19 protein-coding genes are annotated in these 20,884 nt (G+C 79.0%); 10 read left to right on the top strand and 9 right to left on the bottom strand.

What is annotated here, in order from left to right:
- The first annotated feature begins 134 nt into the window (after nucleotides 1–134).
- Nucleotides 135–1,553, top strand: coding sequence for an LCP family protein (locus ACI780_RS10550; protein ID WP_457002772.1), 1,419 nt, complete (start codon nucleotides 135–137; stop codon nucleotides 1,551–1,553).
- Nucleotides 1,554–1,555: 2 nt separating this feature from the next.
- Here ACI780_RS10550 and ACI780_RS10545 read toward each other — a convergent pair whose 3' ends face one another.
- On the bottom strand, nucleotides 1,556–2,452 hold the full coding sequence (locus ACI780_RS10545; RefSeq protein WP_457002770.1) for an ornithine cyclodeaminase family protein: 897 nt from the start codon (nucleotides 2,450–2,452) through the stop codon (nucleotides 1,556–1,558).
- On the bottom strand, nucleotides 2,449–3,465 hold the full coding sequence (locus ACI780_RS10540; RefSeq protein WP_456870223.1) for a proline racemase family protein: 1,017 nt from the start codon (nucleotides 3,463–3,465) through the stop codon (nucleotides 2,449–2,451). Before ACI780_RS10540 ends, ACI780_RS10545 begins: the two co-directional genes overlap by 4 nt.
- Nucleotides 3,466–3,598: 133 nt before the next feature.
- Here ACI780_RS10540 and ACI780_RS10535 point away from each other — a divergent pair, with 133 nt between their 5' ends.
- Complete coding sequence (locus tag ACI780_RS10535) at nucleotides 3,599–4,135, top strand: flavodoxin family protein (RefSeq protein ID WP_457002768.1); 537 nt, start codon at nucleotides 3,599–3,601, stop codon at nucleotides 4,133–4,135.
- Between the two features lie 52 nt (nucleotides 4,136–4,187).
- Here ACI780_RS10535 and ACI780_RS10530 read toward each other — a convergent pair whose 3' ends face one another.
- Nucleotides 4,188–5,798, bottom strand: a complete 1,611-nt coding sequence (locus tag ACI780_RS10530) for a DUF4389 domain-containing protein (RefSeq protein ID WP_457002766.1) — start codon at nucleotides 5,796–5,798, stop codon at nucleotides 4,188–4,190.
- Nucleotides 5,799–6,008: 210 nt separating this feature from the next.
- Between ACI780_RS10530 and ACI780_RS10525 the strand changes: the two genes are divergently transcribed.
- Nucleotides 6,009–6,908, top strand: a complete 900-nt coding sequence (locus tag ACI780_RS10525) for a hypothetical protein (protein WP_457002764.1) — start codon at nucleotides 6,009–6,011, stop codon at nucleotides 6,906–6,908.
- Complete coding sequence (locus ACI780_RS10520; RefSeq protein ID WP_457002762.1) at nucleotides 6,905–7,483, top strand: Rv1733c family protein; 579 nt, start codon at nucleotides 6,905–6,907, stop codon at nucleotides 7,481–7,483. The genes ACI780_RS10525 and ACI780_RS10520 overlap by 4 nt, the downstream gene beginning before the upstream one ends.
- Before the next feature lie 28 nt (nucleotides 7,484–7,511).
- Here ACI780_RS10520 and ACI780_RS10515 read toward each other — a convergent pair whose 3' ends face one another.
- The 3 genes from ACI780_RS10515 to ACI780_RS10505 all read right to left on the bottom strand — a co-directional run bounded on the left by ACI780_RS10515 (nucleotide 7,512) and on the right by ACI780_RS10505 (nucleotide 9,903).
- Nucleotides 7,512–7,802 (bottom strand): hypothetical protein, encoded by a 291-nt coding sequence (locus ACI780_RS10515; RefSeq protein WP_457002760.1) that lies wholly within the window; start codon nucleotides 7,800–7,802, stop codon nucleotides 7,512–7,514.
- Between the two features lie 109 nt (nucleotides 7,803–7,911).
- The gene (locus ACI780_RS10510) at nucleotides 7,912–8,910 is read right to left on the bottom strand and encodes a zinc-dependent alcohol dehydrogenase family protein (protein ID WP_457002758.1); all 999 of its coding nucleotides are present in this window, start codon (nucleotides 8,908–8,910) and stop codon (nucleotides 7,912–7,914) included.
- 9 nt (nucleotides 8,911–8,919) lie between these two features.
- The gene (locus ACI780_RS10505) at nucleotides 8,920–9,903 is read right to left on the bottom strand and encodes a universal stress protein (protein ID WP_457002756.1); all 984 of its coding nucleotides are present in this window, start codon (nucleotides 9,901–9,903) and stop codon (nucleotides 8,920–8,922) included.
- A gap of 191 nt (nucleotides 9,904–10,094) precedes the next feature.
- Here ACI780_RS10505 and ACI780_RS10500 point away from each other — a divergent pair, with 191 nt between their 5' ends.
- Nucleotides 10,095–10,760, top strand: a complete 666-nt coding sequence (locus ACI780_RS10500) for a CBS domain-containing protein (RefSeq protein WP_457002754.1) — start codon at nucleotides 10,095–10,097, stop codon at nucleotides 10,758–10,760.
- Nucleotides 10,757–11,311 (top strand): flavodoxin domain-containing protein, encoded by a 555-nt coding sequence (locus ACI780_RS10495; RefSeq protein ID WP_457002752.1) that lies wholly within the window; start codon nucleotides 10,757–10,759, stop codon nucleotides 11,309–11,311. Before ACI780_RS10500 ends, ACI780_RS10495 begins: the two co-directional genes overlap by 4 nt.
- Before the next feature lie 22 nt (nucleotides 11,312–11,333).
- Here the strand turns inward: ACI780_RS10495 and ACI780_RS10490 are convergent, their stop codons facing one another.
- Complete coding sequence (locus ACI780_RS10490; RefSeq protein ID WP_457002750.1) at nucleotides 11,334–11,804, bottom strand: universal stress protein; 471 nt, start codon at nucleotides 11,802–11,804, stop codon at nucleotides 11,334–11,336.
- A gap of 175 nt (nucleotides 11,805–11,979) precedes the next feature.
- On the opposite strand from ACI780_RS10490, the gene ACI780_RS10485 reads away from it, so the two are divergent.
- Together ACI780_RS10485 and ACI780_RS10480 are read left to right on the top strand one after the other, a co-directional pair.
- Complete coding sequence (locus ACI780_RS10485) at nucleotides 11,980–12,408, top strand: pyridoxamine 5'-phosphate oxidase family protein (RefSeq protein ID WP_457002747.1); 429 nt, start codon at nucleotides 11,980–11,982, stop codon at nucleotides 12,406–12,408.
- A gap of 100 nt (nucleotides 12,409–12,508) precedes the next feature.
- On the top strand, nucleotides 12,509–14,215 hold the full coding sequence (locus ACI780_RS10480; protein WP_456870211.1) for a GAF domain-containing protein: 1,707 nt from the start codon (nucleotides 12,509–12,511) through the stop codon (nucleotides 14,213–14,215).
- Nucleotides 14,216–14,240: 25 nt separating this feature from the next.
- On the opposite strand, the gene ACI780_RS10475 is transcribed toward ACI780_RS10480, so the two are convergent.
- Complete coding sequence (locus ACI780_RS10475; protein WP_457002745.1) at nucleotides 14,241–14,912, bottom strand: response regulator; 672 nt, start codon at nucleotides 14,910–14,912, stop codon at nucleotides 14,241–14,243.
- A gap of 192 nt (nucleotides 14,913–15,104) precedes the next feature.
- Between ACI780_RS10475 and ACI780_RS10470 the strand changes: the two genes are divergently transcribed.
- A complete protein-coding gene (locus tag ACI780_RS10470) occupies nucleotides 15,105–15,923 on the top strand; it encodes a hypothetical protein (RefSeq protein WP_457002743.1) in 819 nt (272 codons plus the stop codon).
- A gap of 1 nt (nucleotide 15,924) precedes the next feature.
- Here ACI780_RS10470 and ACI780_RS10465 read toward each other — a convergent pair whose 3' ends face one another.
- Nucleotides 15,925–18,366 (bottom strand): HAD-IC family P-type ATPase, encoded by a 2,442-nt coding sequence (locus tag ACI780_RS10465; RefSeq protein ID WP_457002741.1) that lies wholly within the window; start codon nucleotides 18,364–18,366, stop codon nucleotides 15,925–15,927.
- 107 nt (nucleotides 18,367–18,473) lie between these two features.
- On the opposite strand from ACI780_RS10465, the gene ACI780_RS10460 reads away from it, so the two are divergent.
- Nucleotides 18,474–20,882: a phosphatase PAP2 family protein gene (locus ACI780_RS10460; protein ID WP_457002739.1), complete on the top strand. Its 2,409-nt coding sequence runs from the start codon at nucleotides 18,474–18,476 to the stop codon at nucleotides 20,880–20,882.
- The last annotated feature ends 2 nt before the right edge of the window (nucleotides 20,883–20,884 follow it).

Raw genomic sequence — 20,884 nt, 5'->3', positions numbered from 1 at the left:
CCGGGTCCCCGGACCGCCCCCTCCCCGCGTGGCTCGACCCGCGCGGCGGCCGCCCGTCCCGTCCGCACGGTGCAACGGCCGTCGGCGACGGCGCCCGGCCGCTTTCCGCGGGACGACGCCGGACCGCCCGGGGCGTGCTCGTCGCCCGCTCGGTCGCCGCCGTGCTGTCGGTGCTGCTGCTGGCCGGCAGTGGCTGGGGCTGGTACCTCGGCCGGGTCGCCGAGGCCACCGTCAACCGCACCGACGCCATCCCCGCCGACGGCAACGACGACGCCGGGGGCGCCCCCGAGGCGATGAACCTGCTGCTGGTCGGCAACGACAGCCGTGCCGCGCTGACCCCGGAGCAGCTGGCCGAGCTCAACGCCGGCGTGGACTCCGGCACCAACACCGACACGATGATCCTGGTGCACGTGCCCGCCGACGGGTCGCGCGCCTCGTTCGTCTCCTTCCCGCGCGACTCCTACGTGGAGATCCCCGGCTACGGGATGGACAAGCTCAACTCCGCCTATGCCCACGGCTACGCGGAGGTGGACGAGTCCGCGCCGGAGGAGGAGAAGCAGGCCGCGGGCGCCCAGCTGCTCATCCGCACGATCAGCCAGCTCTCCGGCCTGCGGATCGACCACTACGCCGAGGTCGACCTGCTCGGCTTCTTCGAGCTGACCAGCGTCGTCGGCGGCGTGACGGTCAACCTCTGCTACGCGGTGGACGACTCGGAGTACTCCGGCGCGGTGTTCCCCGCCGGCGAGCAGACCATCTCCGGCGCCGAGGCGCTGGCCTTCGTCCGGCAGCGGCACGGCGTCCGCCCGGACGGCAGCACCGCCCTCCCCCGCGGCGACCTCGACCGCATCGTGCGCCAGCAGGTGTTCATCGGCGGGGTGCTGCGCAAGATCCTGTCCCAGGACGTGCTGCTCGACCTGGGCAAGCAGCGGCAGCTGGTCGAGGCGGCGTCGGAGTCGCTGACCGTCGACGAGGACCTCCGGCTGCTCGACCTCGCCCAGCAGCTGCAGTCGGTGAGCCCCGGCGACATCGACTTCCAGACGGTGCCGATCGTGGAGGCCGACGACCGCGACGACGAGGGTCGCTCGATCGTGCGGCTGGCCGACGAGGAGACGCTGCACCGGTTCTTCGCCACGCTGTCCGAGGAGCCCGAGGCGCCGGCCCCCGCACCGGAGGCCCCGGCCACCCTCGCGCCGTCGGAGGTGTCGGTCGCCGTCTACAACGGCTCGGGCACCTCCGGCCTGGCCGCCGAGGCCACCGCCGACCTCGAGGCCGCCGGGTTCGTCGTCACCGAGACCGACAACGCCGACAGCAGCGACTACGAGCAGACCGTGATCCGGCACGCCGCCGGGGACGAGGCGGCGGCCGCCACGCTGGCCGCGCAGGTCCCCGGGGCCGCCGTCGAGGTCGGCGACGACGCCGAGAGCGGCACCGTGCAGCTGGTCCTGGGCAGCGACTTCACCGGCATCGGCCAGCCGACCGAGCCGGCGGAGCCGGCGGACGAGAGCACCGCCGAGGAGCCGAGGACGGCCGCCGACACCGGCTGCATCAACTGAACTCAGACGCCGTGGCGCTCGGCGACGGCCGTGGCGACCACGAGGTCCTCCCAGGACATGCCGACGGTCTTGACCACCAGCGGCCGGTCGGCGGGTAGCGCCGCCGCGCCGGTCACGACGTCGCGCAGCGGCACGAGCCGGGCCGGGGTCAGCGCCCCCTCGGCGACGGCCAGCACGACGTCGCCGGCCTCGCGCAGCGCGGTCGCGACGTCCTCCACGACCACGGTGGCGCGGCCGAGCAGCGCGGCGTCGAGCTCGCGGGCGTCGGGCTCGTGCGAGCCGACGGCGACCACGACGGCGTCGTCGCGCAGCAGGGCGGAGTCGAACAGCGGCTCGCGCGCGGAGGTCGCGCAGACGACGACGTCGGCCGCGCCGAGCGCCTCCGCGGCCCGCGGTGACCCGAGCGCCACGGCGTCGAGCGCCGTGCGGGACGGGTCGCGCACGAGGTGGGTGGTCTCCCCCAGCGGGCGGACGGCGGCCAGCGTGGCGACGTGGCCGACGGCCTGCGGTCCGGCGCCGGCCACCGCGACCCGCAGTGGGCGGTCGGGCAGCCGCGGGAGGACGGCGCCCACCGACACCGCCGGGGTGCGCAGCGTGGTCAGCGCCGTGCCGTCGAGCACCGCACGCAGGGCGAGCGTCTCGGCGTCGACGAGCAGGTAGGCGGCCTGGACGCGCGGCAGCCCGCGGGCGGGGTTGCCCGGGGCGACGGTCACCACCTTCACGCCGGCCGCCGCGCCCACCTCCGACGGCATGAGCAGGAACTGGCCGCGGGTCAGGCCGACCGGCACGCGCGGCGGGTCGGCGGCGGGGTCCAGGCCGCCGCGCAGCGCGTCGGTGACCGCCCGCACCGCGGCGGCGGGGCCGAGGGCCGCCACGTCGTCGGCGTCGAGGACCCTCACCGCAGCACGAACCCGGGGACCAGCGGGTCGTGCGGGTCGATCGAGAACAGGTGCTCGCCGGTGCGGTGGGCGGTGCCGGTGACCCGGGGGACGACGGCGGGGCGCCCGCCGACGTCGAGGCGCTCGAGCACCGCCCCGGTGAACGTGCTGCCCACGATCGACCCGTGCCGGAGCACCGTGCCCGCGGGCAGCCGGCCCTCGGCGTCGAGCACCGCGAGCCGGGCGGAGGTGCCCGAGCCGCACGGGGAGCGGTCGACCTCCCCGTCGGCGAAGACCGCCACGTTGCGCTGCCGCACCTCGCCGTCGGCGTCGCCGAGCTCGTCGAACCAGATGGTGCCGTAGACGCCGTCGAGCCGCGGGTCGTCCGGGTGGCGGGCGTGCGCGGAGCCGTCGAGTGCCCACTTGACCTCCCGGCCGAGGGCGATGAGCTCGCCGAGGTGCTCCGGGGTGACCGACAGGCCCAGCTGCGCGGCCGGCAGCGTCGCGTAGGTGGCCCCGCCGTAGGCCACCGTCACGGTCACCTCGCCCCGGGAGGTGGTGACCGGCACGCCGGTGGCGACCACCCAGCTGGGCACGTTGACGAAGTCGACGGCGACCACCCGCCCGTCCTCGCGGTGCACCCGCGCGGTCACCCGGCCCGAGGGCACGTCGACGACGACGTCGACGCTGCCGGTGTCCGGTGCCGCCACCCGGCCGGACTCGACCGCCCACACGCCGAGCGCGATCGTCCCGTGGCCGCAGGCGGTGGAGAACCCGTCCTTGTGCCAGAACAGCACGCCGAGGTCGGCGCCGTCGTCGTCGGGCGGCACGAGGAAGCCGCCGTACATGTCGGCGTGCCCGCGCGGCTCGGAGCACAGCACCGCCCGCAGCGCCTGGACGTCGGGGTCCGTGATCGCCCGCGCCCGCCGGTCGGCCACCGTCGTCCCCGGGATCGGCACCGGCGGGTCGACCACGATCCGGAAGGGCTCGCCGCCCGTGTGGTAGTCCGTCGTCGCGATCGTCGCCGGCAGCACACCGGCACCCTGCCACGCCCGCGGTGCGCGACCTCGGTCCTGGCCGCGCGGGCCCTCTGCCCGTGCCGGGAGGCCTCCGCCCTGCCTAGCGTCGGCGCCGTCGAGGAACCCGAGGTCCGAGGGAGGAGCTCCCGTGGCACGTGCACTGGTGGTCTACGAGTCCCTGTTCGGCGACGCCCGGACGATCGCGCAGGCGGTCGCGGCGGGCCTGGCGGAGTCGCTGCCGGCCGACGTGGTGGCCGCGGCCGACGCTCCGGCGGAGCTCGGCCCCGAGGTGGCACTGCTCGTCGTGGGCGGCCCCAACCACGCCTTCGGCATGCCGAGCCCGAGGACCCGCGACAGTGCGGTCACCGACCACGGCGCGGTCGTCTCCGACACCGGCACCGGGCTGCGCGAGTGGCTGGAGGCGGTCCGGGCACCCGGGCGCGGCCTGCGCGCGGCCGCCTTCGACACCCGCGCCGGCGGGCACGCGTTGCTGACGCGGATGGACCACGCCTCGCGCACGGAGGAGAAGCTGCTCGGCCGGCTGGGCGCCGAGCTGGTGGCACCCGCCGAGCACTTCGCGGTCGCCGACACGACCGGGCCGCTGGCCGACGGCGAGGAGGACCGCGCCCGCGCGTGGGGTCGCGGCCTGGCGCAGCGGCTCGCCTCCGCCGCCCCCGGCCGGTAGCTCCGCGACGACGCCCCCGCCGCGGTCGCGGCGGGGGCGTCGTCGTGCGCGGTCAGGTCCCCGACCGCCCGGTCACCGGCAGGTCGGTCTCGGTGCCCCGTGGGCTCGGCACCACCGGCCGGCCGGTCGCGGGGACCGGCCCGGACGGCGGCAGCGGCCGCGCCCCGTGCACGGCCAGCCCGATCAGCAGCCCGCCGACCAGCAGCAGCACCGCGCCGGCCCCGAGCAGCCCGACGGAGAACCAGGTGAGCCCGGGCAGCGTCGCCCCGGCCCGGACGTCGGCCGCCACCCCGGCGCCGCCGTCGGCGCGCATGACCACGACCGTCCAGTCGCCCCGGTCGGGACGCCAGTCGATCACCTGGGTGCCGGTGCCGCTGGCCTCGACGGTCCAGATGCCGGCCTCGGTCGGCGGGACGGCGGGCGCGCCGCCGGCCACGTCGTCGGTCACCCAGGTCCGGTCGTCGTCCCAGATCCCCCACCCGGTGTCCAGGTCCTGCACGGTCGCGTGACCCACGCCGCGCAGGTACCGCTCGACGTCGGCGGTCGGGGCCACCCCGACGAACAGCTCGTCGCCCGGGTCGGCGGGCGTGACCTCCACGCGCGCCGTCCCGAGCAGCTCGTCGACCACCCACTCCAGGCCGTCGCCGTCGAACACCATGCCGTCGGTCGTCACCGCGTTGCGGTCGGTGTCCACCGACGCCGCGGGCGCGAGCAGCACGCCGTCGGCGTCGCGCTCGACCCGGTCGGCCCACAGCAGGGTGCCGCCGGCGACCAGGGGGCCGGCCGCGGCGAACACCAGCACGGACCCGACGACCACCGAGGTGACCCGTCCCGCCGTCCACCGGCTCGGCGGCGCGGCGGTGACCGGCGCGGCGGACCCGGGCGGGGAGGCAAGCGGCGTCACCGGGGCGCCGGCCGGGGACGGACCGACGGGCGGGGGCGCCACGGGCACCGACCCGGGGTCCGTGCCGCCCAGGTCCAGCCGGAACGGCGGGTAGGCGTCGGTCAGCAGCAGGCTGTAGGCCATCACCCGCCACGCCCAGCGGTCCATGCCGAGCACGAAGTCGTAGATCGGCACGGGGTAGCGCCCGCGGAACAGCAGGACGACGCCGGCGACGAACACCAGCAGGGCCACCAGGCCGCCGAAGCCCCAGCCGTCGTCCCAGACGCCGTCCCCGTCCCAGGAGCCGGTGCCCAGCCACACGCCGCCCCCGACGAACACCGCCAGCACGAGGTAGTGCGGCAGCGCCAGCAGCCACCACTTGACGAGCACCAGCCCGCGGGAGAGCCGCTGCGGGTAGGGGACGTCGAGGTGCGCCGGGGAGCCGGGGACGTCGGCGAGGGTGAACGGCGGGTACCGGTCGGTGCCCAGCGCCATGTAGCCGTAGTGCTGCACCCGCCAGCTCCAGCGCAGCACACCGACGGTGAAGTCGAACAGCGGGCGCGGGTAGCGCCCGGTGAGCAGGATCGCGAAGAACGCGACGACGGTGACGACGCAGACCGCCACCCACAGGAACGCCAGCACCACGTAGTGCGGCACCAGCAGCAGCCACTTGACCAGCCAGAGCCCGCGCGACAGCCGCGCGTCCAGCAGCCCGTCGACGCGGACCGGGTACGGCGGACGGCTCCCCGGCGGGGCCGTCGGAGACACGTGCTCGCTCACGGCACACCTCCTCGGCCGCCGCGACGGCCCGGAGCGTCTCCCCGGTGCAGGCGGCCGACCCGAGCCTCGCGACCCCGGGGTCCCCCGGACACCGACCAAAGGGGCCGCCACCCGGGACGTTGGTCGCTGCCCCCGGTGACCGCGGGCCCCGGTGCGGAGCCCCTCGCGCGCACGAGGCTCGGGACAGGCACCGTCCCGAGGAGTCGCGCCATGGCCCGCCGCACCGCCGTCCCCGCCCCCGCGCCGGGGCGGCCCGTCCGGGTCCGGTCCCTGCCGGTGCTCGAGGCGGCCGCCGACGCCGTGCAGGCGCGGTCGGTGCCCGATCCCCGGCCCTGGCGGACCCGGCTGCACGCCGACCGGCTGGAGTTCCTCGCCGACCGCACCGGGCCGCCGACCGCCCCTGGCCCCACCCCCCGCGCCCTGACACAGGGCATCGGCGCGGCCCTGCTCGACGCCCGCGTCGCCCTGGCCGCCGCCGGCACCGCCGTGCGCGTCGACCGGCTGCCCGACCCCGCCGAGCCGGCGCTGCTGGCCGTGGTGCGCCCGGTCGACGGGCCGCCGGACGCCGCGCTGGCCGGCCTCGCCCCCGCCGTCCGCCGGCGGCGCACCGACGGCCGGCGCTCCGGTCCCGACGTCCTCCCGGAGGCCGTGTTGCGGGTCCTGGTCGCGGCGGCCGCGGCCGAGGACACCGTCCTGGTGCCGGTCACCCGCGAGGACCACGTGCAGCTGCTCGCGCGCCTGACCGACCAGGCCGCCCGCGTCCAGGGCACCGCCTCCGGGCAGCTGCCGGCCGGGACCGGTCCGGTCACCGCCCGGACGCTGCTGCTGCTGGCCACCCACCGCGACGACCCGCTCGCCTGGCTGCGCTGCGGGGAGGCCGTCGAACGGGTGCTGCTGGAGCTCGCCGCCCGCAGCCGGGTCGCCGGTCCCCTCCCGCACGCCGTCGAGGTGCCGGTCACCCGCACCCAGCTGCGCTCGGCGCTCACCTGGGACGCCCACCCCCAGTCGGTGCTGCGCGTCGGCCGCCCCCCGGCACCCTGCCCTCCGCCCGGCGGACGGCCCGCGGAGGTCGTCGCCGACGACGGGCACGGGGGGACGACGTGGCGGTGACCGGCCGCCGCGGCGCGGTGCGGGACCGGCTGCGGCGCGGCGCGGGTCCGGCCGCCCGCCCCGACGACCGGCTGGAGCTGCTGTGCCTGGTGCTGTGCACCCTGCTGGCCGTGCTCGCGGTGCCGGTGGGACTGGCCGTGGCGACCACGGTGGGCGCCGACGCCGCCGCCGAGGCGCGCAGCCAGCGGGAGCAGCGCTCGGAGGTCCCCGCCGTGCTGCTGGAGGACGGGCGGGCGCTGACCGGGACGGAGGCGGTCGCCCTCGCGTCGTGGACCGAGCCCGACGGCAGCTCCCGCGAGGACGAGGTGCGCGCCCCGGCGGGGGCCCGCGCCGGGGACACCGTGCGGATCTGGGTCGACGCCGACGGCCGTCGCACCGGCGCGCCGCTGTCCGCGGCCGGGGTGCGGGTGACCGCCGGCGTCGCGGGGACCGTGACCGCCCTGCTGATCGGCGCGGCCGCCGTCACGCTGCACGCCGCCGTCGGCGCGCTGCTCGACCGCGCGCGGGCCCGCCGCTGGGAACGGGAGTGGGCCGAGGTCGAGCCGGTGTGGGCGGCCCGGTTCCGGCTGCGCTGACCGGCGCGGCCGGAACCGGGCCCGGGGGTCAGGACCGGCCGAGCAGCCGCCGCCACCAGCTGGGCCGCGGCGCCGCCGGCTGCGTCGAGGCCGCCGGCTCCGCCGACCCACCCGCCGCCCGGGTCGCGCCGTGCCCGGAGCCTCCGGCGCGCCCGCGCTCGGCGGCGCGGGCGTGACTCAGGTAGTCCTGCACGGCCTGCGGGTCGAGCCGGTGGCCGCGGGCGGCGACGTCGTGCCGGGCCTCCCACTGCGCGACGAGCTTCTCGTCCTCGGACATCTCCCGTCGCGGGTGCTCACCGGGGGCGTCGGGCACGGTCATGTCGGGGTCCTCCTGGGGGTGCGGCTGTCCGGTCCCACGTTCTCCGCCCGGACGCCCCCGCGGCAGGGGGCGAGGGTCCCGCCGACCGGGACCTCGGTCCCGTACCTGTTCAGGCGTGCAGGACGGCGGCGCCGGCGATGCGGCCGTGCGCGAGGTCGGCCAGGGCGCGCGGGGCGTCGTCGAGGGAGTAGGCGGTGGTCGTGGCCCGCACGCCCAGCCGGTCGGCGAGGGCGAGGAACTCCTCGGCGTCGCGCCGGGTGTTGGCCGTGACGCTGCGCAGCCGCCGCTCCTGGAACAGCTCGTCGGCGTAGGACAGGCCCGGCACGTCCGACAGCCAGATCCCCGCGACGGCGAGGGTGCCGCCCCGGTCCAGCGCCCGCAGCGCGCCGGGCACCAGCTCGCCCGCCGGTGCGAACAGCACCGCGCCGTCCAGCGGCTCGGGCGGGGCGTCGCCGGCCCCGCCGACCGAGTCGACCCCCAGCGCCTGCGCCAGCCGGCGGTTCGCGGCGCCCCGGGTGAGCACGTGCACCCGCAGCCCCTGCGCCAGGGCGAGCTGCGCGGTGAGGTGCGCGCTGCCGCCGAAGCCGTAGATCCCCAGCCGGCCGCCGGGCGGGACCTCGGCGCAGCGCAGCGCCCGGTAGCCGATGATCCCGGCGCACAGCAGCGGCGCTGCCTGCTCGTCGTCGAGGCCGCCGGGCAGCCGGTGGGCGAAGCGCTCGTCGACCAGGCAGGCGTCGGCGTAGCCGCCGTCGAGGTCCCACCCGGTGAACCGCGGGTCGGTGCAGAGGTTCTCGTCCCCGCGGCGGCAGAACCGGCAGGTGCCGTCGGTGCGACCCAGCCACGGCACGCCGACCCGTTCGCCGACGGCGAAGCGGGTCGCGCCGGCGCCGACGGCGTCGACCCGGCCGACCACCTCGTGCCCGGGGACGACGCCCGGGCGCCGGGGCGGGAGATCGCCCTCGGCGAGGTGCAGGTCGGTGCGGCACACCCCGCAGCAGGTCACCGCGACCCGGACCTGCCCCGCCCCCGGCTCGGGCAGCTCCCGCTCGACCCGGCGCAGCGGCCCCGCGTCGGCCGGCGCCGGGGTGCCCACCACCCAGGCGCGCACCGGCCCCGCTCAGGCCCGTGCGGGTGCGGCGCCGACGCCCGCGGGGGCGGGGGCCGCGGCGGGCTCGGGCCGGCGCGCCACGGGGACGACCAGGACCGGGCAGGCCGCGTGCATCGCGCAGTGCAGAGCCACCGACCCGACGAGCAGGCCGCGCACCGCGCCGTGCCCGCGGCTGGCGACGACGAGCAGCGCGGCGTCCCGGGCGCGGGCGACGAGCACCTCGGACGCGCCGCCCTCCAGCACCTCGACGTCGACCCGGGGCACCGGCGCGTCCACGGGCCGCTCGCCGAGGACGGCGTCCACGGCCTCCTCCGCCCGCGCGCGCAGGTCGTCGTGCACCTGCTCGCGCGTCGGCGGCACGACGGTGGACAGGTCCACCCAGGTGTCGGTGAGCAGGTAGGTGGCCACGACGTCGACCTGCGCGCCGGTGCGGGCGGCCTCCTCCACCGCGGCGGACAGGGCGGCCTGCGACGCGGCGGAGCCGTCGAAGCCGACGACCACCCGCGGCGGGCCGTCCGGCGCGGCCGGGCGGGGGTGCACGACCAGGACCGGGCAGCGGGCGTGGGTGACCGTGTGCAGGGCCACCGAGCCGAGCAGGACGCTGCGCACCGCGCCCCGGCCGCGGCTGCCCACGACCACCAGCTGCGCCTCCTCCGAGAGGGCCACCAGCGCCGTCGCGGGCGGGTCCGGGACGACCTCGACGGTCACGGGGACGCCGGCCGCTCCCCGGACCTCCGCGCGGACGGCCGCGACCAGGTCGCCGGCCAGCCGCCGGGTGGCGCCGGCGACGTCCTCGACGACGGGGGCCACGCCGCCGGCGCGGCCGAGCCAGTACAGGTCACCGGCGTAGCTGCTGAGCACCACCAGACCGGCGGAGCGGTCCGCGGCGGCGACGAGGGCCGCCCCGAGGGCGGCCCGGGCCGCCGGCGACCCGTCGACGCCGACGACGACGGGCGGGCCGTCACCGGTGGGCTGCTGGGGGGAGCTGTCCATCGCGGGTCCTCACCTCGGGCCCGGGCCGGCGCCGGGCGGCACCTCCGACGATGCCCGGCGCCGGGCCCGGCCGACCGGGGACCAGGGACCCGCGGTCCCGGGACCTCGGTCCCCTGCGGCGGCGCCCGCCGACCCTGGGGCCGGCCCGCCCGCTCCTCCTAGCGTCCGGGACAGCGACCGGAGGAGGAGCCGTGCAGGTTCGGGACGTCATGACGCGCGACGTGGTCACGGTGGGCCCGCACACCGCGGTGCGGTACGCCGCGGAGGTGATGGCCGCGCGGGGCTTCGCCGCCCTGCCGGTGGTCGAGGACGACGACCGGGTCGTCGGCGTCGTCGCCGAGGCCGACGTGCTGCGCGACCGGCTGCCCGCCGACCCGCGGCTGCACCTGCGCCGCGACGGCCCCGAGGCCGCCGAGCCGCCGCCCGGGCTGGTGCGGGACGTGATGACCCGCCGGGTGCGGTCGGTCGACGTCACCGCCGACGTCGCCGACGTCGCCCGGCTCTTCGTCGACCGGGGCCTGCGCAGCGTCCCGGTGACCGACGGCGGGCGGCTGGCCGGCATCGTCAGCCGCCGCGACCTGCTGTCCACGCTGGTGCGCCCGGACGACGACGTCCGGTCGGAGTTGCTGCGCCTGGTCGAGGCCTACACCGGCGAGCCCGACGCCTGGGACGTCGACGTCCGCGACGGCGTGGCGGAGGTCCGGCGGCTGCGCGGCGAGCCGCCGGGCCCGGAGGGGACCGAGGAGGGTGCGCTGACCGCGCTGGCCCGGACGGTGGGCGGCGTCGTCGCCGTGCGCGTGCTGCCGTCCGGCGCCGCGCGGACCGCCGCGGGCCCCGGCACCGGGGGCGCGCGGTGACCGGTCGCCGCGTCCTGGTGACCGCCGCCAGCCGGCACGGCTCGACGGCGGAGATCGCCGCCGTGCTCGCCGCGGAGGTCGCCGCCTGTCCGGCCGGCCGCGAGGCGGGGCTCAGCGCCGCCGCGGTGCCGGCGGGGTCGGCCCCCCACCCGGCGGCCTGGGACGCCGTGGTGCTCGGCAGCGCCGTCTACGCCGGCCGCTGGCTCGCCCCCGCCCACGACCTCGCCGTCCGGCACGTGGCCGACCTGCGGCACCGGCCGGTGTGGCTGTTCTCCAGCGGGCCGATCGGCGCACCGCCGTTCCCCACGGACGAGCCCTACGACGTCGGCACGCTCACCGCGCTCCTCCCGGTGCGCGGGACCCGGGTGTTCCCCGGCCGGCTGGACCCGGCCCGGCTGCGGTTCGAGGAGCGGGCGGTGGTGACCGCGATGCGCGCGCCCGTGGGCGACTTCCGGGACTGGGACGCCGTGCGCGCGTGGGCCCGCGAGATCGCCGGCGTCCTGGCCACCGAGGGGTCCGGGGCGCGGCGGGAGCCCGCGACCCCCGCCTGAGCCGCGCGGTGCGGCGGCCCCGTCAGCCCGGCGGCTGCCGGGCGTCCCCGGCACGCGGGGTGGTGCCCGACCGCACCACGGTGACCGGGCAGCGGGCCTCGCGCAGCACGGCCTGCGCCAGCGACCCCAGCCGGCCCATCGCGCCGCCCCACCCGCGGACCCCGACCACCAGCATCTCCGCGCCGGCCGACGCCGCCACCACCGCCTCGGCCGGCGCGGCGTGCACCGCGCGGCAGCTCACCGCGAGGTCCGCGGGCAGGCCGGCCGCGGCGACGTCGTCGGCCAGGGCCTGCTCGACCGCGCGCTCGTAGTCGGCCATCGGCGGCACGTACCCCGGCTCCCAGGTGGCCGGCCGGGGCGCGGTCGGGATGCTCCACGCCCGCACCACGGTGAGCGGCAGGCCGGCCCGCGCGGCCAGCCGCCCGGCCCACGCCAGTGCCTCCCGCGCGCAGGCGGATCCGTCCACCCCGACCACGATGCTGGTGCCCTCCACCGCGCGCCCCCTCCCGGCCGTCCCCGTCGTCGTCCCGACCCTCCCACGCGGACCCGGCCGGCCGGGCAGGTCACCTGGCCCACGGATCCGGGACGGAGGTCCCTGACCGCGCCGGCGGCCGCCCTGCCACCGTGGGCGCGCGGGCGCCCGACCGGGCGCGGACGAGGGGTGGGGCGTGGCCGGCCACCGGCAGGACCTGAGCGACGACGAGTGCCGGCGGCTGGTCGCCGGTGCCCGCGTCGGTCACCTCGCCTTCACCCGCGACGCCCTGCCCGCCGTGGCGCCCGTCCGCTACCTCGTCGACGGCGACCGGGTGGCCCTGCCCGTGCGCCCCGGGGACGACCACCTGCTCCCCCACCGCGGCGGCGTCGTGGTCCTGTGCGTGGACCAGTTCGACGGCGAGCACGGCTGGGCGGTCTCGGTCGTCGGTCCCGCCCGCACCGTGACCGACCCGGCCGCCGTCGGCGCGTGGGACGCCGCCGGGGAGCTCCCGGACCCGGTGCCCGGGGACGGCCACGGGTACGTGGTGCTGGAGGCCACCGTGGTGCGCGGCTGGCGGACCCTGCCCGTCGCGGCTCCCACCGGGCGGCGCCGGGGTGGGTGATCCGCCCGCGGCCCGTTCCGGATCCCCGGGCCCCTACTCCGGCGGACGGCGCCGTGCCAGGCTCGGGCGGACGGACCACCGCCCGGGAGCAGGAGCCCCGATGAGCCCCACCCACACCACCCGCCCGCCCGAACCGGCTCCCGAGTCCTCGCTCGCGGGGATGCGCCTCACCGAGCTCATCGACGAGGTCCAGGACCGGCTGGCCGCCGTGGCCCGCAACCAGGCCCGCGTGCAGCAGCTGCTCGACGCCTTCCTCGCCGTCTCCTCGGGGCTGGACCTGGAGACGACGCTGCGGCGGATCGTCGAGACCGCCTGCGACCTCGTCGACGCCCGCTACGGCGCGCTCGGCGTGCTCGCCCCGCAGGGCGGTCTCGCGGCGTTCATCCACGTCGGCATCGACGCCGACCGGGCCGCCGCCATGGGCTCGCTGCCCGAGGGCAAGGGCGTGCTCGGGCAGCTGATCACCGAGCCCTACCCGCTGCGGATCCGCGACCTGGGCGCCCACCCGGCCTCGGTGGGCTTCCCGCCCGGGCACCCGGAGATGCGGACCTTCCTGGGCGTGCCGGTGCTCGTGCGCGGCACGGTGTTCGGCAACCTCTACATGACCGAGAAGTCGCACGGGGAGTTCACCGCCGAGGACGAGGCGGTCCTCACCGCCCTGGCGGGCGCCGCGGGCGTCGCCGTGGACAACGCGCGGCTCTACGAGGAGGCCGAGGAGCGGCGCCGCTGGGCCACCGCGCTGTCCGACGTGCGGGCGGCGCTGCTCGACCCCGGCTCCGCCGGGCGGGCGCTGCGGCTGATCGCCGAGCGGGTGGGCACCCTCACCGGCGCCGAGGCCGCCTGGATCGTCGTCGGGCCGGACGACGAGGGCTGCTACGACGTGCAGGTGCAGGTCGGCGACGGGCTGGAGGACCTCACCGGCCGGCGGCTGGGGACGGAGGAGAACCCCGTCCTCGACGCGGTGTCGCGGTCCGCGGGCGTCGCGACGCTGGACATGAGCGGCCTGGCCTACGACGGCCCGAACGCGCACGTGGCCTGGGGGCCGTGCCTGGCGGTGCCGCTGCGGTCGACCCAGGCCGAGCCGGCGGTGGTGGTCGCCGCGCGGCGCGCCGGCGCCCCGGCGTTCGACCCGTCGGTGGCCGCGCTCGTCGAGGCCTTCGCCGACCAGACGGCGGTCGCCCTCGACCTCGCCGCCCAGCAGCGCCTGGCCCGGCAGCTCGACGTCTACGAGGACCGCGACCGCATCGCCCGCGACCTGCACGACCACGTCATCCAGCGGGTCTTCGCCGCCGGCCTGGGCCTGCAGTCGGTGCTGCCGCGCATCGGAGACCCGCAGGCACAGCGCCGCATCCGCGACGTCGTCGTCCAGCTCGACGAGACCGTCCGCGACATCCGCACGAGCATCTTCGACCTGCACACCGCCGACGCCGCCGGGGACGGCCTGCGCCGGCGGGTCCTGGAGACCGTCGCCGCCACCGCCGGGGACCTGGAGTCCACCGTGCGCACGTCGGGTGCGGTCGACGCGCTGGTCACCGGGGACCTCGCCACCGACGTCGTCGCGGTGGCGCGGGAGGCGGTGAGCAACGCCGCCCGCCACGCGGGGGCCCGGCACGTGACGGTCACCCTCGACGTCGGCGACGAGGTGGTGCTCGAGGTGGTCGACGACGGCCGGGGCATCGACGCCCGGGCCGCCCGCAGCGGGCTGCGCAACCTGGCCGAGCGGGCCGGCCGCCGCGGCGGCGGGCTGGAGGTCGGCGCGCTCCCCGACGGCGGCACGCGGCTGCGCTGGTGGGCGCCGCCGAGCTGAGGGCGCCCGGTCCCCGGCGGGGCCGTCAGTCCCGGCGGGGCGCGCCCGCGCGCAGCTCGGTGGCCAGCACCGCGGCCTGGGTGCGCCGCTCGAGCCCCAGCTTGGCCAGCAGGTGGGACACGTAGTTCTTGACCGTCTTCTCGGCCAGGAACATCCGCTCGCCGATCTGCCGGTTGGTCAGCCCCTCGCCGATCAGCCGCAGCACCGTGCGCTCCTGGTCGCTGAGCCGGGCCAGCGGCCCCTCGGGCTCCGCGGCGCGGCGCATCCGCTCCAGGACGGCGGTGGTGGCCGCGGGGTCGAGCAGCGAGCCGCCGGCGGCGACGGTGCGGACCGCGCCGACCAGGTCGGCGCCGAGGATCTGCTTGAGCAGGTAGCCCGACGCCCCGGCCATGATCGCCTCGAACAGCGCCTCGTCGTCGCTGTAGCTGGTCAGCATGACCACGCGCAGGTCGGGCAGCCGGCTGCGCAGCTCCCGGCAGACGCTCACGCCGTCGCCGTCGGGCAGCCGGACGTCGAGCACGGCGACGTCGGGGCGCAGGGCCGGCACCCGGGCCAGCGCCTCCGCGGCGTTCTTCGCCTCCCCGACGACGGTGATGCCCGGGTCGCCCCCGAGGACGTCGGCCACCCCGCGGCGCACCAGCTCGTGGTCGTCGAGCAGGAACACCCGGATGGGTCCCTGCTGCGTGTCGTCCGGCACCCGATCCCTCCCCGTCTGCCGTTCCCGGCACCCGCCGCCGTCCCCCGGCGGTCCGCCCCGAGGCTAGGTGGCCGACCGGCCCGCGCGCCCGGGGCCGAAGGTCCCGGGAAGGGGCCCTCCGGCCCTGCCCGCTCCCCGTCCGCGACGGCACGGTCGACACGTGCACCGCTGTCCACCCCGGGTCGGCACCCCGTGACCCGGGCTCCGCTGCGCGGCGCCGGCGGCTCCCGGCGGGTCGACGCCGCCACCGCCCGCCGGCTCGCCCCGGCGATCGCCGTCCTCGCGGTCGCGGTGGCGGCCCCCGTCGTCCTGGGCCCGGTCTCCCGCCTCGGGGGCGCCGACGTCGTCACCTCGGCCGCCGTCCTCCCGCTGACGCTGCTGGCCGCGGCGATGGTGCGCCGCGGCTCCCCGGCCGGGCCGCTGCTGGCGCTCGGCACCTCGCTGGGCGCCGGGTACCTGGTCGCCGGGTACCTCGTCGCCGGCGTGCCGTGGGACGACCGCGTCCCCCTGCCGCTGTCCGTGGCGGTGCTCGTGCTCTGCGCCGCCGTGGCGCTCGGCTCCTGGCGGGCGGTGCCCCCGGGGACGGCGGTGTTCGACCGGCCCAGCCGCCGCGTGATCGGCGTCCTGCTGCTGCTCGCCGGCGCCGCGTCCGTCGCCGGCCGGGACCCCGCCCTGCTGCTGCCCGCCGCGGCCACCGCCGTCGGCCTGCTGCGCGGGGCGCGGTGGGCCGGCCCGGCCGCGTTCGCCGTCTCCGGGTGCCTGGCGCTGGCCGCCGCGGCGGCGACCGCGACGGCCTGGTCGGCGCCCCCGCCCGCCGCGGCGACGGCGCTCGCCGTGGTCGCCGCGTTGCCGGCGGCCCTGTGCTGGACGGCGGTCGTCCGCACCCGGCGCCAGGCCTGGGCGGTGCCCCCGCCGCGCCGCGAGGCGACCCGCGCCGCGCCGGCACCGCCGCGCCCCCGGACCGGGCCGGCCCGCGTCCCCGCGCCCCGCCGCGCCGGGGACCGGCCGTGACCTAAGGACCCCCGGGGCGGGTCGCCGGCAGCCGGGCGACGACCTCCACCAGCACCAGGCCGACGACGCCCGACAGGGTGCCGGCCAGCACCACCGGCGGCGAGACCGCCAGCAGCAGGACGTCCTCCCGGAGCACCGGGACGGCGAGCACGACGACGACCACCCCGGCCATCGCGGCCACCAGGGCCACCCGCCCCGCGGTCAGCGGCCGGGCCAGCACCAGCACCGTCCACAGCGCCGTCACGACCACCGCGAGCAGCGCCGCCGTCCGCGCCGCGGGCACCCCCCCGCCGGGCTGCAGCGCCCGGGTCAGGGCGTAGGCGGCGTAGGAGACCCCGCCGGTGACCACGCCGACGGGCACGGAGAAGGCCAGCACCCGGCGCAGGAAGCCCGGCCGGTAGCGGCGCCCGCCCGGGGCGAGCGCCAGCACGAAGCCGGGGACGCCGATGGTGACCGCGGAGACCAGCGTCAGCTGCACCGGCGCCAGCGGGTAGGCCGTCAGCGTCACGACGGTGACCAGCGCCAGCACCAGGCTGTAGACGTTCTTGACCAGGAACAGGTTGGCCGCCCGCTCGATGTTGGCGATGACCCGCCGGCCCTCGGCCACGGCGTGCGGCAGCGCGGCGAAGCGGCCGTCGAGCAGTACGAGCTGGGCCACCGCGCGGGTCGCCGGGGAGCCGTTGCCCATCGCGACGCCGACGTCGGCGTCCTTGAGCGCCAGGGCGTCGTTGACGCCGTCGCCGGTCATCGCCACCACGTGCCCGCGGCGCTGCAGCGCCCGCACCACGGCCCGCTTCTGCTGCGGGGTCACCCGGCCGACGACCGACGCCGACTCCAGCACGCCGGCCAGCGCGTCGGGGTCCTCGGGCAGCGTCCGGGCGTCGACGGCGTCGGCCGCGCCCGACACGCCGGGCAGGCCCACCGCGGCCGCGACGGCGCCGACGGTGCGCGGGTTGTCCCCGGAGAGCACCTTCAGCGCCACGCCCTGCCCGGTGAAGAAGCGCAGCACCTCGGCGGCGTCCTCGCGGACCCGCTCGGCCAGCAGCACGAGCGCCACGGGCACCAGCCCGGCCGGCAGCCGCGGGGCGCCCGCCTCCGTCGTCCACGGCGCCGGGGAGCAGGCCAGCAGCAGCACCCGGCGCCCCTCGGCGGCGAGCGCGTCGGCGCGCTCGCGGGCCGCGGCGTCGGCCGGCCCGGCCGGGGCGGGCAGCACCAGCTCCGGCGCGCCGAGCACCCAGGTGCTGCCGGCGGCGGTGCGCACGGCCGACCACTTGCGCGCGGAGTCGAAGGGGACGGCGCCGGCCGCCTCCTGCCCGCCCGGGTCGGGGAAGGCCGCCGCCAGCGCCCGGGCGGTCGCGTTGCCCGCGTCGGCGGCGGCGAGCAGCGCCAGCGCCCCGTCGGCCCCGGGGTCCCCGCGCAGCCGCTCGAGCCGGTCGAAGCCGACGTCGCCGTGGGTCAGCGTGCCGGTCTTGTCCAGGCAGACGACGTCGACGCGGGCCAGCCCCTCGACGGCGGGCAGCTCCTGCACCAGCGTCTGCCGCCGCGCCAGGCCCGCGGCACCGAGGAGGAACGCCAGCGTGGTGAGCAGCACCAGGCCCTCGGGGACCATCCCGACCAGCGCCCCGACGGTGCCGGTGACCGCGTCCCGCCAGCCGTCGTTCTCCGGGGACCGGAACTGGCTCCACAGCACCGCCGGGCCGACCACGAGCAGCACCACCGCGATCCAGCGCAGCAGCCGGGTGGTCCCCGCGACCAGCTCCGAGTGCGTGCGGGTGAACACCCGCGCCTGCGCGGCGAGCCGGGCGGCGTAGCCGTCGTCGCCGACGGCGGTGGCCTGCACCCGCCCGCTGCCGGCCACCACGATCGAGCCGGACAGCACCGGGTCGCCGGCCTCCTTGGCCACGGCGTCGGCCTCGCCGGTGAGCAGCGACTCGTCGACGGCCAGCCCCCGGGTGGCGCGCACGACGCCGTCGACGGGCACCTGGTCGCCGGCGCGCAGCACCAGCAGGTCGTCGAGCACCACCTCGGCGACCGGGACCTCGCGCTCGGCGCCGTCGCGCACCGGCCGGGCGCGCGGCGTCTGCAGCACCGCCAGCCGGTCGAGGGTCCGCTTGGCGCGCAGCTCCTGGATGATCCCGACGGCGGCGTTGACGACGACCACCCCGCCGAAGAGGGCGTTCTGCCAGCGCCCGGCCAGCACCATCGTCACCCACAGCACGGCCAGCAGGCCGTTGAAGAAGGTGAGCACGTTGGCCCGGACGATCTGCCCGACGGTGCGGCTGGTCCGGGTCGTGACCGCGTTGACCCGGCCGGCCGCCACCCGCTCGGCGACCTGGGCCGACGTCAGGCCGCCCGCCGCGGTCGGGGAGGCGCCGGCTCCGCGGGCGGGCGGGGCCGGCGGGTGCGGCCCCTGCACGGCGGCGGCCGGCCCTCCGCGAGTCACCGGCCCAGCGTGGCGCCGGGGGCGGGCCGCGTCCCGGGGCCCGCTGGCACCGGCGACAGGGTCGGAGGACCCTGCCCGCTGCCCCGGGGGGCCGCTGGACTGGCGCGGTGACCAGCCGCACCGTCCCGGAGGGACGGGCCTCGCCCACCACCGGTCCCCCGGCCGGTCCCGGGCCCCGGGCACCGGAACGGATGTCCACCGACCTCGTCCGCGTGGCCCTCGGGCTGGTCGTCCTCGGCGCCGGGGTCCTCGTCGCCCAGCAGGGCCGGCTGTCGCTGTTCGAGCGGGACCTGTTCCGGCTGGTCAACGACCTGCCCGCCGGGGTCCTGCCGGTCGTCTGGCTGGTCATGCAGCTCGGCAACGTCCTCGCGGTCCCGACGCTGGCGCTGGTGGCCGCGCTGGGACGCCACTACCGCGCGGCCCGCGACCTGCTGGTGTCGGGGCTGACCGCCTACGTCGCGGCCGACCTGGTCAAGGCGCTCGTCGGCCGCGAGCGGCCGGCCGGCCTGCCGGTCGGGGCGGTGCTGCACGAGGGCCCGATCGGCGGTGCCGGGTTCGTCTCCGGGCACTCGGCGGTCGCCGCGGCCCTGGCCACCGCGGCCGCCCCGTACCTCACCCGCCGGGGACGCCGCGTCGCCTGGACGCTGGCGTGGAGCGTCGCGGTCGCCCGCGTGTACGTCGGCGCCCACCTGCCCCTGGACGTCGTGGGCGGCATCGCCCTGGGCTGGGCGATCGGGTCGCTGGTGCACTGGGTGTTCGGCGTGCCGGCGCGGGAGGTCCCCCCGGCCCGGGTGGAGGCGCTGCTGCGGCGCTTCGGGCTGCCGGTCACCGAGGTGGTCGCCGCCCCCGTGCGCGCCCGCAGCTCGCAGCCGTTCCAGGCGGTCGACGGCGACGGCCACCGGCTCTACGTCAAGTACCTCGAGCCCGACCGGCACGAGCGGGACCGGCTGCACCGGATGTGGCGGGTGTTCGCCGCCGGCGACGTCAAGGACGCCGACGCCCTCGCCCCGCTCGGCTACCAGGCCGAGCACGAGGCGGTGGCCGCGCTGACCGCCGAGCGGCGCGGCGTGCGGGTGCCGGCGGTGCTGCTGGCCCGCGGCGGGGACGGCGACGCCGTCGTCGTGCAGGAGTTCGTCGACGGCCGCCCGCTCGACGAGCTCGGCCCGGGCGAGCTGACGCCGGGCTTGCTGCGCGAGGTGTGGAGCGAGGTCGCCCGGATGCACGCCGCCCGGGTCGCCCACCGCGACCTGGTGGCCGCCAGCGTGCTGGTCGACCCGGCGGGCCGGCCGTGGCTGGTCGACTTCGGCAACGCCCGCACCGGCGCCGACGACGACGAGACCGCCGTCGACGTCGCCGAGCTGCTGGCGTCGCTGGCCGCCGCGCCCGGCGCCCCGCCCGATCCCGCGGTGACCGTGGCGACGGCGGCCGACGTCCTCGGCGACGCCGCGGTCGCGGCGGCGCTGCCCTCGCTGACCCCGCTGGCGCTGTCGTCGGAGACCCGGCGGCGGCTGCACGCCGACCCGGCGCGGCTGACCGCGGTGCTGGCCGCCGCGCACGCCCGCCTGGGCCTGCCCGATCCCGGGCGCCCGGCGTTCCCGCCGGCCGGGCCCGTCGCGCGGGCCCTCGTGCTGGCCGGCTGCGCGGTGGCCGTCGCGGCCCCGGTGCTGGTGGCCGGACCCGGCGCGGCCGCGGGCAGCATCGGCCCCGAGGGCTGGCGGTGGATCGGCGGGGCGGTGCTGCTCGCCGCGGCCTCCGCGCTGGCCCGCGCCACCGCCGTCCGGTACGCCGCCGACCGGCGGGTGTCCGTCGGCCGGGCGCTGGTCGTGACCCTGGTCGCCCGCAGCGTGGGGCTGCTGCGCGGGCGCGAGGGCGAGCGGCACAGCCGCGCCCGGCTGCTGGAGCGGGCCGGCCTCGTGCCGGCGGCCGCCCAGGCCGCGACGGTCCGCACCGCGCTCGCCGGGCTGGCCGGCGCGGCCGCGGTCGCCGTCGCCACCGCCGTCCTGGCCGTCGTCGAGGGCACCGTCCCGCGGTGGCGCGTCCCGGACGGGCTGCTGCCCGTGCTCGCCGCCGGCTTGGTCGCGTGGCTGCTGGTGTCCGCCGGCCGGCTGGCGGCCCGCCGCAGCGGCGAGGCCACCACCGCCCCGTCGTGGCGGCAGCCGCCGGCGTCGCGCCGGGACCGGGCGGCGCTGCTGGGCTGGGCGGTCCTCGCGACCGCCGTGGAGGCCGCCGTGCTGTCCTGCGCGGTGCAGGCCGTCCGCGGCGGTGTCCCGCTGCTGGTGGTCGCCTGCGGCTACGCCGTCCTGCGCCTGCTGTGGATGGCGCTGCCCCCGGCGGGACTGCCCGGGGCGCCGGAGGCGCTGCTGGTGCTCCTGCTCGCCGTCCTCGGGGCGGACCCGGCCGCCGCCTGCGCCGCCGTCCTCGTCACCCGGACGCTCACCACCTGGGCGCCGGCCGTGGCCGGGCTGCTGCTGGAGCGGCAGGAGCGGCCCGCGGAGGACGGGGCGGTCACGGCGTAGCG

Source organism: Geodermatophilus sp. SYSU D00814 (genome assembly GCF_054050055.1).
The sequence above is the reverse complement of the archived record's forward strand: the minus strand, read 5'-3'. Positions and strand labels throughout refer to the sequence as shown.